The following is an 11,534-nucleotide window of genomic DNA, read 5'->3' on the forward strand; positions in this document are numbered from 1 at the left end:
CAGCGCTATCCCATCCACCGCATCACCCACTTGAAGGAGTCACCTCATGGCTTGGACCAAACCGGCTTACACCGACCTGCGTATCGGCTTCGAAGTCACCATGTACTTCGCCAGCCGCTGAGTTCTGCCTACGCAGACTTGCAGTGCAACGCCTCGGCTCGCCGGGGCGTTTTATTTTCAGCGTTGAAAGATGGGAGCGTTCATGTTCGTCCAGATTCTGGGTTCGGCCGCCGGTGGCGGATTTCCGCAGTGGAACTGCAACTGCGTCAATTGCGCAGGCTTTCGCGACGGCAGCCTGAATGCCAAGGCCCGCACCCAATCGTCCATCGCGATTTCCGATGACGGCGTGAACTGGGTGCTGTGCAACGCCTCGCCAGACATCCGCGCGCAACTGCAGAGCTTCGCCCCGATGCAACCGGGCCGCGCTCTGCGTGACACCGGCATCAGCGCGATCATCCTGATGGACAGCCAGATCGACCACACCACCGGCCTGCTCAGCCTGCGCGAAGGCTGCCCGCATCAGGTCTGGTGCACGGACATGGTTCACGAAGACCTGAGCACCGGTTTCCCGCTGTTCAAGATGCTCACCCACTGGAACGGCGGGTTGAACTGGAACCGCATCGAACTCGACCAGAGCTTCACCGTCGCCGCCTGCCCGAACCTGCGCTTTACTCCGCTGCCGTTGCGTAGCGCAGCGCCGCCGTACTCGCCGCACCGCTTCGACCCGCACCCGGGCGACAACATCGGCCTGATCGTCGAAGACCTGAAGACAGGCGGCAAGCTGTTCTATGCGCCGGGGCTGGGCAAGGTTGATGCGCCGTTGCTGGAGATCATGGCTGGCAGCGATTGCCTGTTGGTCGACGGCACGATGTGGGACGACGATGAAATGCAGCGCCGTGGCGTCGGCACCCGCACCGGGCGCGAGATGGGCCACTTGGCGCAAAACGGCCCCGGCGGCATGCTCGAAGTACTGGAGCAGTTGCCCGAGCAGCGCAAGGTGCTTATCCACATCAACAACACCAACCCGATTCTCGATGAGGATTCGGCGGAGCGTGCGGAGTTGGCGCGGCGTAATGTTGAAGTGGCGTATGACGGCATGAGCATTGTGTTGTAAGCCTTTGAGACCGCTGCGCGGTCTATCGCGAGCAGACAACACTGAATCCAATGGTTGTTCCCGGAGAACAGACATGACTGACACGCCAATGTCCCCCACCGAATTCGAAGCGGCCCTGCGTGCCAAAGGCGCCTACTACCACATCTACCACCCCTACCACGTGGCGATGTATGAAGGTCGCGCCACCCGCGAACAGATTCAGGGCTGGGTCGCCAACCGCTTCTACTATCAGGTGAACATCCCCCTGAAAGACGCGGCAATTCTCGCCAATTGCCCGGATCGCGAGATCCGTCGCGAGTGGATTCAACGCCTGCTCGATCACGACGGCGCCCCCGGTGAAGACGGTGGTATCGAAGCCTGGCTGCGCCTCGGTCAAGCGGTCGGCCTCGACCCGGATCAACTGCGCTCCCAGGAACTGGTGCTGCCCGGCGTGCGTTTCGCCGTCGATGCCTACGTCAACTTCGCCCGCCGTGCCAGTTGGCAGGAAGCCGCCAGCAGCTCGTTGACCGAACTGTTCGCGCCACAGATCCACCAGTCGCGCCTCGACAGTTGGCCGCAGCATTACCCGTGGATCGATCCGGCCGGTTACGAGTACTTCCGTACCCGCCTCGGGCAGGCCCGGCGCGATGTCGAGCACGGGCTGGCGATCACGCTCGAGCACTACAAGACCCGCGAAGGCCAGGAGCGCATGCTGGAAATTCTCCAGTTCAAACTGGACATTCTTTGGAGCATGCTCGATGCCATGAGCATGGCTTACGAACTGAACCGCCCGCCGTATCACAGTGTCACCGAGCAACGGGTCTGGCACAAAGGAATCACCCTATGAGTTTCGATCGCAGCAAGATCCCGACCTGGCGTCCCGGCTACCGCTTCCAGTACGAACCGGCGCAGAAAGGCCACGTGCTGCTCTACCCCGAGGGCATGATCAAGCTCAACGACAGCGCCGCGCTGATCGGGGGTTTGATCGACGGTGAGCGCGATGTCACGGCGATCATCGCCAGACTCGATGAGCAGTTCCCCGGCGTGCCCGAGCTCGGTGACGATATCGAGCAATTCATGGAGGTTGCCCGTGCGCAGCACTGGATCACCCTTGACTGATCTGCCGCCCAAGCCTGAGGTCGGCCTGCCGCTGTGGCTGCTCGCCGAGCTGACCTACCGCTGCCCGCTGCAATGCCCGTACTGCTCCAATCCACTGGATTTCGCCGAGCAGGGCAAAGAGCTGAGTACCGAGCAGTGGATCAAGGTCTTCCGCGAAGCGCGGGAGATGGGCGCGGCGCAACTGGGCTTTTCCGGCGGCGAGCCTTTGGTGCGGCAGGATCTCGCCGAACTGATTCATGAGGCGCGGCAGTTGGGTTTCTACACCAACCTGATCACCTCCGGCATCGGCCTGACCGAGCAGAAAATCAGCGACTTCAAGAAGGCTGGCCTCGATCACATCCAGATCAGTTTTCAGGCCAGTGACGAGCAAGTGAACAATCTGCTCGCCGGCTCGAAAAAAGCCTTCGCGCAGAAACTGGAAATGGCCCGTGCGGTGAAGGCCCACGGTTATCCGATGGTGCTGAACTTCGTCACCCATCGGCACAACATCGACAAGATCGACCGCATCATCGAGCTGTGCATCGCGCTTGAGGCCGACTTCGTCGAACTCGCCACCTGCCAGTTCTACGGCTGGGCGCAGCTCAACCGGGTCGGCCTGTTGCCGACCCAGGAACAACTGGTGCGCGCCGAACGCATCACCAACCAATACCGCGCCAAACTGGAGGCCGAAGGGCATCCGTGCAAGCTGATTTTCGTCACCCCGGACTACTACGAAGAACGCCCGAAAGCCTGCATGAACGGCTGGGGCAGCATCTTTCTAACCGTCACCCCGGACGGCACCGCCCTGCCCTGCCACGGTGCCCGGCAGATGCCGGTTCAGTTTCCCAATGTGCGCGATCACAGCATGCAGCACATCTGGTACGACTCGTTCGGCTTCAATCGCTTTCGCGGTTACGACTGGATGCCCGAGCCGTGCCGCTCCTGCGACGAGAAAGAAAAGGACTTCGGCGGCTGCCGCTGCCAGGCGTTCATGCTCACGGGTGACGCGAGCAATGCCGACCCGGTGTGCAGCAAATCCGAACATCACGGCGTAATCCTCAAGGCCCGCGAAGAAGCAGAGCACGCCACCCAGACCATCGAACAACTGGCCTTTCGCAATGAACGAAACTCACGCCTCATCGCCAAGGGCTGAACCTTTCAGCGCCTCGCAAGCCGTCGCCGCCGGAATGGATTTCGCCGAACTGCAACTCGGCACCCACGGTTTGTTCTGGAATGAATATCGCCCGGAGGATGCCGCGTGCCGGATCTGGCATTGGCGCGACGGCGTGGCGAAATGTCTGACGCCTGCGGGTTTCAGCGTGCGTAGCCGGGTGTACGAATATGGCGGTGGCGCGTTTTGTCTGACGCCTGAGGGGGTGGTTTTCGTCAATGAGGCAGACCAGCAGCTGTATCGGCAGACACTGGAGGGCGTGCCTGAGGCGCTGACGTCAGGCGAGTGTCGTTATGGCGATCTGCATTTCGCTTTCGGCCAGGTTCTGGCGGTTGAGGAACAGCAAGATCAACATCGGCTGGTAGCCATTGATCTGGCTGACGGCATGCGGCATTTGCTGGCAGAAGGCGCGGACTTTTACGCTGCGCCGATCATCAGCCCGGACGGTTCGCGACTGGCGTGGATCGAGTGGAGCCGACCACATCAGCCGTGGACGTCTACGCGACTGATGGTGGCCGAGCATATGGCTGAGGGTGGTTTTTCCGCACCCCGCTGCGTCGCCGGTGACGACCTTGAAGAGTCGATCCAGCAACCGCGATTCGACGCCGAAAATCGCCTGTATTGCCTGACCGATCGCGGTGGATTCTGGCAGCCATGGGCTGAAACCTCCGACGGCTTGAGGCCATTGCCAGCGGCGCAGGCCGATCATGCCCCGGCGCCGTGGCAACTGGGTGGCTGCACCTGGCTGCCTGTCGAGAGTTCGTTTTTGGCGAGCTGGAGCGAAGGTGGTTTTGGTCGCCTGATGCTCGGCGACGAAGACTTCACTGGCGACTACAGCCGCTTCCGGCATCTGGCGCTGGATCAGCAGTTCATCTACTGCATCGCCGCCTCGCCGATCAGCCCTTCAGCGGTGATCGCCATTGATCGCGCCACTCACGAAGTCAGCGTGCTGGCCGGTGGCGTGGCGCCTTTGCCTGCCGATCGCATCAGCCGTCCGCAAACCCTGCGTTATCCAAGTGGCTCGGGTGAGGCCCACGGTTTCTTCTATCCGGCAATGAACGACGAATCCAGGCCACCGCTGGTGGTGTTCATCCACGGCGGCCCGACCTCAGCCTGCTACCCGATGCTCGACCCGCGCATCCAGTACTGGACGCAACGCGGTTTCGCCGTCGCCGACCTCAACTATCGCGGCAGCAGCGGTTATGGCCGCGAGTATCGCCAGGCTTTGCATCTGAGCTGGGGGGAAGTGGATGTCGAGGACGCCTGCGCGGTGGTGGCGTATCTGGCGGAACAAGGCTTGATCGACGGCGAGCGCGCCTTCATCCGCGGTGGCAGTGCCGGGGGTTACACAACGTTGTGCGCGTTGGCGTTCCAGCAGGTGTTCCGTGCGGGCGCCAGTTTGTACGGCGTCAGCGACCCCGTGGCACTGGCCCGGGCGACGCACAAGTTCGAAGGTGATTATCTGGACTGGCTGATCGGCGATCCCGTACAGGACGCCGACCGCTACGCCGCCCGCACGCCATTGCTGCACGCGAGCAACATTCGTGTGCCGGTGATTTTCTTTCAGGGCGAACTGGACGCCGTCGTCGTGCCGCAACAGACCCGCGACATGGTCATGGCACTGGAGCGCAATGGCATCGCGGTCGAGGCGCATTACTACGCTGAAGAGCGCCATGGCTTACGCCGGGCGGTGAATCAGGCGCATGCGCTGGAGCAGGAGTGGACGTTTTATCGGCGGGTGATGGGGTTGGCGGACTGAGTACCGCGCTTCTTTCAAATTAGCGTCGACCCATTCGCGAGCAGGCTCGCTCCCACAATGGATCTGTGGTGTTCACAAATCCCCAGTGGGAGCGAGCCTGCTCGCGAAAGCTATCTACTGGGCGCCGCTGAACTCAGCGCTTGGCGATGATGTACACCGCATGCACGATCCCCGGAATGTAGCCACATAGCGTCAGCAGAATGTTCAGCCAGAACGCCCCGCCGAACCCGACCTGCAGAAACACACCCAGTGGCGGCAACAGAATGGCGATGATGATGCGAATGAAGTCCATGGGGCAGCTCCTGATTGGGGGGTTGGCTCACTTGAGCCATACAAGCTAATCGACCCGTGCCGTTCGTCAGGGTTCAGTGCAAACGCCATTTGATCGCCATCATCGAGCACAAAAAAACGCCCCACGCCAAAAGAATCAGGCGTGAGGCGTGCGTTATACCGCGAGACGGTTCTTGAAATCGGGTAGGAAACTTCAGCTCAGACGGCAATCCCTTTGCGACATTGCAATTGCGCGGTACGCACCCGCGAGAAGGCACGGGTCAGGCGCAGGAGCATTTCGTCGATGTTGGCCTTGCTGACGGTGAGTGCCGGAGTGAAACGCAGGCAGTTGGCTTGCGGGGCGTTGAGCAACAGGCCTTCAAGCAGGGCGGCATTGACCACAGCATCAGCGCAACCCTCTGACAGGCTCAGTCCCCAGAACAGCCCTTGCCCACGCAACTCGCCTTGGCCGTAACGGTGTGCCAGTCGAGCGAGGCCTTCGCGCAGGTACTGGCCGTGGTCGTTGACTTGCTGCAGAAACGCCCGGTCCTGCACGCTGTCGAGCACCACCAGGCCGGCCGCTGTCATCAGTGCGTTGCCGTGATGAGTACCGCCCAACTCGCCCACCTCGAAGCAGCAAGCCTGGCCCCGGGCCAGCAGCGCCGCCAGCGGCACGCCACCACCAAGCCCTTTGCCGAGCACGACGATATCGGCGCGTACGCCGTAGGACTGTTCGGCGAGCAAGGTACCGCAGCGACCGATGCCGGTCTGGACTTCATCGAGAATCAGCAGAATGCCCAGTTCGCGGCACAGCCGCTCAACGCCTTTGAGGTAATGCTCGGTGCCCGCAATCACCCCGGCATCGCTCTGGATCGGTTCGAGCATGATCGCCACGGTTTGCGCATCGACAGCCGCATGCAGCGCCGGCAAGTCGTTGAACGGCACCAGATCGAAACCCGGCAGCAACGGAGCGAAACGGTTGTGCAGGTTGCAACTGTCCGACGCCGAAATCGTCGCCAGACTGCGACCGTGGCAGCCTTGCTTCGCCACGATGATCCGTGACGCGCCGCCACGATGCAGTTGGCCCCATTTACGCGCCAGTTTGATCGCCGCTTCACAGGCCTCACTGCCGCTGTTGAGCAAGTAGGCCTGATCGCTTGAGGTGCTGGCACACAGGCGCTCGGCGAGGCTGAGCATGCCGCGATTGTGCAGATTGAAACCGGGATTGATCAGCGCCTGAGCCTGACCGGCAATCGCTTTGACCAGCGCCGATGGGCTGTGCCCCAGACTGTTGGCGCCGCCGGCCTGAGAGAAGTCGAGGTAGGCGCGATCATTGCTGTCCCACAGCCAGGAACCCTGGCCGCGAACGAACACCTGCTGTGGTCGTTCAACGCTGGGCATCAGCCGTTCGGCATTCAGGCTTTCGCCGGCATCGCGTGGGTTGGCCTCGAACGCGAGGTCATCAAGACTCGGCGTCTGGCGCCGCAAACTGAACAGATTCATTGAAAAAAACCTCGCGTGAGGTTTTTTGAACTGCCTATGCAAACACTGTCGAAGCAAACGCTATTCATCGCGCTTTATGGCCCTGTAAGCCTTGTGATTGCAGTTAGACTAGGCTCAGCGAGGGCTTCGGGCCATTTCGATTTACCAGCATTTTCGATAAGAATTACTTATGGATTTTAAACAACTGCGTTATTTCGTCGCGGTCTACGAAGAAGGCCATGTCGGCCGAGCCGCCGAGCGCCTGTCGATCTCGCAACCGGCGCTGTCGCAGCAGATTCGCCAACTCGAACAAAACCTCGACGTCACCCTGTTCGAACGCAGCAGCAAACGCCTGCTGCCGACCCTCGCCGCGCACACCTTGTACAACCACGCCCTGCCACTGCTCGATGGTTTGCAACGGGCACGTGAGGCGCTGGGCAACTTCAAGGGCCAGGCATTACGCACCCTGGCGATTGGCGTGCTGCAAACCGTACACACCAGCCTCGTACCGCAAATGCTCGAGCGGGTGCGCAAGGCGCAGCCGCATCTGGTGGTGCAGATTTATGAGCTGAGTGGGCTGGAAATCGAACGTCGCTTGCTCAACGGCTCGCTGGACATTGGCATCAGCTACCTGCCACCGCGACAGCCCGGGCTGCATGGCGTGATGCTCTACGAAGATGAGCTGACGCTGGTGATCCCGGCAGATCATCCGTTGCGTGAGTTCAAGAAGGTTTCGATCCGTCAGGCGGCCGAGCTGCCGATGTTGCTGCTGGGCGAAGAGTTCCAGATTCGGCAGATCTGGCAGGCTCAGCTGACCAGCCTGGGACGGCGCCCGCAAGTTCAGGCCGAGCTGAACAATATGCTGGGGATTCTCGACAGCCTGCCGCACACCAAACTGGCGACGGTACTTCCCGGACGTTCGCAGAAGGAGTACGACGATGAGGATCTGCTGTGGAAGCCACTGAGCGAACCACGGGTGCCGCTGAAGGTTGGTCTGGTGTGTCGCGACGTACAACGCCAGCAGGCGTCTTTGGCGCTGCTACGGACATTGTTGGAGGAAGTGATGGAACGTGAAGTGAAACCGGCGCTGGATCCCCTAGCCTGAACACTTTTCTTCAGGCAAAAGAAAACCCCGCCGAAGCGGGGCTTTGCAGACTGTTTCCCTGACATCCATTTCACTCCGCCACCCTGGCAGAATCCTACGTGTCCATGTTGTTGCTTTGCGCTTCCTGCGCGACGTCCATGAGTTGTAGATTAGCTGTGGATCCAATCTACGCCTATGGGAGAACAGCAGCACGTCACGTAAGAGAATGCTTACATGACGTTACATCATCAGAACTGCTCAGCGTTCAGCAGGAACAGCGATTCACTGCCAGCCTTCACCGATGCGCTCAACGAGTGGATGCGCGGCAGCAGACGGGCGAAATAGAACCGCGCGGTGCCCAGCTTGCTGGCGTAGAAATCGTCCTGCGCTTCCTTGCCCAGCGAGGCTTTGGCCATCAGTGCCCACATGTAGGCGTAGGAAACGTAGCCAAACGCTTGCAGATATTCGACCGAGGCAGCGCCGATTTCGTTCGGATTGGTTTTCGCCCGACCCAGCAGCCATGCCGTCAGCTCGTCGAGGGTGCTGACGGCATCGTTCAGCGGCTTGGTGAATTCGCTCAGGTCAGCGCTGGCAGTTGCGGTGAAGTGGCGGATCTCGTCAGCGAACAGCTTGTAGAACACACCGCCGCTGCCAACGATCTTTCGCCCGACCAGGTCCAGCGCCTGAATGCCGTTGGTGCCTTCGTAGATCTGGGTGATGCGCACGTCACGCACCAGTTGCTCCTGGCCCCACTCGCGGATGTAGCCGTGGCCGCCGAAAATCTGCTGGCCGTGAACGGTGGTCTCCAGACCGAGGTCGGTGAGGAATGCCTTGGCCACTGGCGTCAGCAGCGCCACCAGATCTTCCGCACGTTTGCGGGTGGTGGCGTCTTCGCTGAACTTGGCGGTATCGAGCTGCATCGCCACGTAGGTGGAGAATGCGCGGCCACCTTCGTTCGAGGCTTTCATGGTCAGCAGCATGCGACGCACGTCCGGGTGGACGATGATCGGGTCAGCGACCTTGTCCTTGTTCTGCGCGCCGGTCGGCGAACGGCTCTGCAGACGATCACGGGCATATTCGACGGCGTTCTGATAAGAACGCTCGCCGCTGGCCAGGCCTTGAATGCCGACGCCCAGACGCTCGTAGTTCATCATGGTGAACATCGCGTTCAGGCCCTTGTTCGGCTCACCGACCAGATACCCCACGGCTTCGTCGAAGTTCATCACGCAGGTGGCAGACGCCTGAATGCCCATCTTGTGTTCGATCGAACCGCAGTTCGCCGGGTTGCGCGCGCCCAGGCTGCCATCGGCATTGACCATGAACTTCGGCACCAGGAACAGCGAAATGCCTTTCGGGCCGGCGGGTGCGTCCGGCAGTTTCGCCAGCACCAGGTGAATGATGTTTTCGGTCAGGTCGTGCTCACCACCGGTGATGAAGATCTTGGTGCCGCTGACCTTGTAGGACCCGTCGGCCTGAGGTTCGGCCTTGGTGCGGATGATGCCCAGGTCGGTGCCGGCGTGCGGCTCGGTCAGGCACATGGAACCGGCCCAGATCCCGGCGTACATGTTCGGCAGGTACGCCGCTTTCAGCTCTTCGCTGGCGTGGGCGTTGATCGACAGGCAGGCGCCGGCGGTCAGCATCGGGTACAGACCGAACGACAAACTGGCGGAGTTGACCATCTCTTCGACCTGCGCCGAAACGGCCTTGGGCATGCCCATGCCGCCGTAGGCCGGATCGCCACCGACACCGACCCAGCCGCCTTCAGCGTAAGTCTGATAAGCCTGTGGGAAACCGGCCGGCGTGGTGACGGCACCGTCCTTCCAGTGGCAGCCTTCTTCGTCGGCAGCCCGGCTCAGCGGCGCAATGCTTTTGCTGGTGACCTTGCCGGCCTCTTCGAGAATGGCTTCTACGGTTTGGGCATCGACGGTCTCGGCCAATGCCGGCAGTTCGGCCCAGAGTTTGGCGACCTCGAATACTTCATTGAGGACGAAGCGCATATCGCGCAGCGGCGCTTTGTAGTCAGCCATGGCAAACCTCGCAAGATCTAAACAGGTGATTCGTGGAAGAGTGTTTTCGTTGAGGCCGAGTGTACCTCAACAACTTTTGCGACACATAGGGTCAGGCAGTGACTGATTTGTTATTTTTAGTCACCAGTAATTCAACCAAAAACAAAGCCCGCGATCAGCGGGCTTTTTATTGAAGAGAGGCGCGTTGAGCAGAGCGCAATTCAGCCTGCCGCAGCGTCCATGCGTACCGCACCGCGACGGTTCTGCCCGAACGCCATGACGCAGTTACGCCCGGCCCCCTTGGCGCTGTACAACGCCTGGTCAGCGGACTTCAGAACTTCTTCCGGCGTGCGCTGCTCCACGCGCTCAGCGACGCCGATACTGACCGTGACCGACACACTTGAAGCACCAGTGCCACCACGGCGCTGACGTCCTTGCAGGTCATCCTGCGGACGGTTTTCCTGATTGCGCAGCTGAATGTTGTAGGAGGCAATCGACTCGCGAATGACTTCCAGGTGCGGCATGCACTCCTCGAGGGTTTTGCCTGCAAACACCAGGGCGAATTCCTCACCGCCATAGCGATACGCCCTACCGCCACCGCTGATTTTCGACAGTTTGCTGGCGACCAGTCGAAGTACCTGGTCACCGACATCATGGCCGTGGGTGTCGTTGAATTTCTTGAAGTGATCGACGTCGCTCATCGCCAGCACATAGTTGCGGCCCAGCCGCTGCATACGCTCATTGAGCGCACGACGCCCCGGCAGACCGGTGAGTTCATCGCGGAAGGCCATTTGGTAGGCCTCATGCGCCACAGCAGCGGCAATCATCAGCATCACCTGGCTGCACATGATGTTCAGGGTGAACGGCAGAATGAAGGTTTTCGGCAGCATCCAGAACACCCCGAGCAAGCCGACCAATTGCGCCGCATGCAGCGGACGCGGGTTGCGCCAGTATTGCCAGGCCAGCAACAGGAACGCCGAGAGGAACACCGGATAGGACATCTGGATCAGGCTCATCCACGCACCGTGCAGCGCTGGCCAGCGAATCTCCGAAAGCCACATCAACAGCGCCTGGGGATAGCTCTGCTCAAGGCCGAGGGCGACGCTGCCAAAGGCCAACAACACGGCGAAGCGCGCGACCATGTCCTGAAACAGATGGGTGCGCTCCTGCCACGCGGCGAACAGGCCGAACAGCAACGGCAGCAGCAGGCAGACCAGGTGGAACACCACGGCGGCGTCTTCGCGCACTTTGCCGTTGTCGCGATAATAGTCGGTCTGAGTGTCGAGCAGAAAGTAGGCGATGTACACCGTGAGCATCAGAAACAGTTCACGCTGACGTCGGTAAACCGCACAGTAAGCGCCGCCCAACAGCAGCACCAGAGTCGGCAGCACGTTGAACAGTGACGTGAAGAACACGTTGAGGTCTTTGACGTACGCAGCCGCCAACCCCGCGAGCAACAACAGCAGTGAAGGTAGGAAATGACTGAAACGTACAGCGGAAGAACGCGGCAAGGGTAAAGCTCCGACCCGTCATATCAAAGAGATGGCATTGTGCCTGCAATGTGGCCAGTT

Annotated in this window: 11 protein-coding genes; 7 read left to right on the forward strand and 4 right to left on the reverse strand. The window is 60.8% G+C overall.

The features are described from left to right. Positions 1-46 precede the first annotated feature (46 nt). The 6 genes from pqqA to PseAD21_RS14260 all read left to right on the forward strand — a co-directional run bounded on the left by pqqA (position 47) and on the right by PseAD21_RS14260 (position 5,121). Complete coding sequence (pqqA, locus tag PseAD21_RS14235) at positions 47-121, forward strand: pyrroloquinoline quinone precursor peptide PqqA (RefSeq protein WP_003444522.1); 75 nt, start codon at positions 47-49, stop codon at positions 119-121. Between the two features lie 81 nt (positions 122-202). Further along, positions 203-1,114 carry a pyrroloquinoline quinone biosynthesis protein PqqB gene (pqqB, locus tag PseAD21_RS14240; RefSeq protein WP_102356246.1) on the forward strand — a complete coding sequence of 304 codons (912 nt, stop codon included), beginning with the start codon at positions 203-205 and terminating at the stop codon, positions 1,112-1,114. 73 nt (positions 1,115-1,187) lie between these two features. Next, positions 1,188-1,940 carry a pyrroloquinoline-quinone synthase PqqC gene (gene pqqC, locus PseAD21_RS14245; protein ID WP_008085171.1) on the forward strand — a complete coding sequence of 251 codons (753 nt, stop codon included), beginning with the start codon at positions 1,188-1,190 and terminating at the stop codon, positions 1,938-1,940. Further along, positions 1,937-2,212 (forward strand): pyrroloquinoline quinone biosynthesis peptide chaperone PqqD, encoded by a 276-nt coding sequence (pqqD, locus tag PseAD21_RS14250; protein ID WP_102356247.1) that lies wholly within the window; start codon positions 1,937-1,939, stop codon positions 2,210-2,212. The genes pqqC and pqqD overlap by 4 nt, the downstream gene beginning before the upstream one ends. Next, positions 2,205-3,344, forward strand: a complete 1,140-nt coding sequence (gene pqqE, locus PseAD21_RS14255) for a pyrroloquinoline quinone biosynthesis protein PqqE (protein ID WP_371859063.1) — start codon at positions 2,205-2,207, stop codon at positions 3,342-3,344. The genes pqqD and pqqE overlap by 8 nt, the downstream gene beginning before the upstream one ends. Next, positions 3,310-5,121: a S9 family peptidase gene (locus PseAD21_RS14260; protein ID WP_102356249.1), complete on the forward strand. Its 1,812-nt coding sequence runs from the start codon at positions 3,310-3,312 to the stop codon at positions 5,119-5,121. Before pqqE ends, PseAD21_RS14260 begins: the two co-directional genes overlap by 35 nt. Positions 5,122-5,254: 133 nt before the next feature. On the opposite strand, the gene PseAD21_RS14265 is transcribed toward PseAD21_RS14260, so the two are convergent. Together PseAD21_RS14265 and PseAD21_RS14270 are read right to left on the reverse strand one after the other, a co-directional pair. Beyond that, positions 5,255-5,413, reverse strand: coding sequence for a YqaE/Pmp3 family membrane protein (locus PseAD21_RS14265; protein ID WP_003228885.1), 159 nt, complete (start codon positions 5,411-5,413; stop codon positions 5,255-5,257). Between the two features lie 197 nt (positions 5,414-5,610). Next, positions 5,611-6,894, reverse strand: a complete 1,284-nt coding sequence (locus PseAD21_RS14270; protein WP_102356250.1) for an aspartate aminotransferase family protein — start codon at positions 6,892-6,894, stop codon at positions 5,611-5,613. Positions 6,895-7,063: 169 nt separating this feature from the next. On the opposite strand from PseAD21_RS14270, the gene PseAD21_RS14275 reads away from it, so the two are divergent. Then, positions 7,064-7,978 carry a LysR family transcriptional regulator gene (locus tag PseAD21_RS14275; protein WP_102356251.1) on the forward strand — a complete coding sequence of 305 codons (915 nt, stop codon included), beginning with the start codon at positions 7,064-7,066 and terminating at the stop codon, positions 7,976-7,978. Between the two features lie 227 nt (positions 7,979-8,205). On the opposite strand, the gene PseAD21_RS14280 is transcribed toward PseAD21_RS14275, so the two are convergent. Both PseAD21_RS14280 and PseAD21_RS14285 read right to left on the reverse strand, forming a co-directional pair. Next, positions 8,206-9,984: an acyl-CoA dehydrogenase C-terminal domain-containing protein gene (locus PseAD21_RS14280; protein WP_102356252.1), complete on the reverse strand. Its 1,779-nt coding sequence runs from the start codon at positions 9,982-9,984 to the stop codon at positions 8,206-8,208. Positions 9,985-10,184: 200 nt separating this feature from the next. Further along, on the reverse strand, positions 10,185-11,474 hold the full coding sequence (locus PseAD21_RS14285) for a GGDEF domain-containing protein (RefSeq protein ID WP_102356253.1): 1,290 nt from the start codon (positions 11,472-11,474) through the stop codon (positions 10,185-10,187). Positions 11,475-11,534 lie beyond the last annotated feature (60 nt).

The sequence above is a fragment of the Pseudomonas sp. AD21 genome (assembly GCF_002878485.1).
Taxonomy (GTDB): Bacteria; Pseudomonadota; Gammaproteobacteria; order Pseudomonadales; family Pseudomonadaceae; genus Aquipseudomonas.

Excerpts from the sequence above, each read along its gene's own strand:
- pqqB (WP_102356246.1), top strand. The coding sequence starts at position 203 with ATGTTCGTCCAGATTCTGGGTTCGGCCGCCGGTGGCGGATTTCCGCAG.
- pqqC (WP_008085171.1), top strand. The coding sequence starts at position 1,188 with ATGACTGACACGCCAATGTCCCCCACCGAATTCGAAGCGGCCCTGCGT.
- pqqD (WP_102356247.1), top strand. The coding sequence starts at position 1,937 with ATGAGTTTCGATCGCAGCAAGATCCCGACCTGGCGTCCCGGCTACCGC.
- PseAD21_RS14260 (WP_102356249.1), top strand. The coding sequence starts at position 3,310 with ATGAACGAAACTCACGCCTCATCGCCAAGGGCTGAACCTTTCAGCGCC.
- PseAD21_RS14265 (WP_003228885.1), bottom strand. The coding sequence starts at position 5,413 with ATGGACTTCATTCGCATCATCATCGCCATTCTGTTGCCGCCACTGGGT.
- PseAD21_RS14270 (WP_102356250.1), bottom strand. The coding sequence starts at position 6,894 with ATGAATCTGTTCAGTTTGCGGCGCCAGACGCCGAGTCTTGATGACCTC.
- PseAD21_RS14275 (WP_102356251.1), top strand. The coding sequence starts at position 7,064 with ATGGATTTTAAACAACTGCGTTATTTCGTCGCGGTCTACGAAGAAGGC.
- PseAD21_RS14280 (WP_102356252.1), bottom strand. The coding sequence starts at position 9,984 with ATGGCTGACTACAAAGCGCCGCTGCGCGATATGCGCTTCGTCCTCAAT.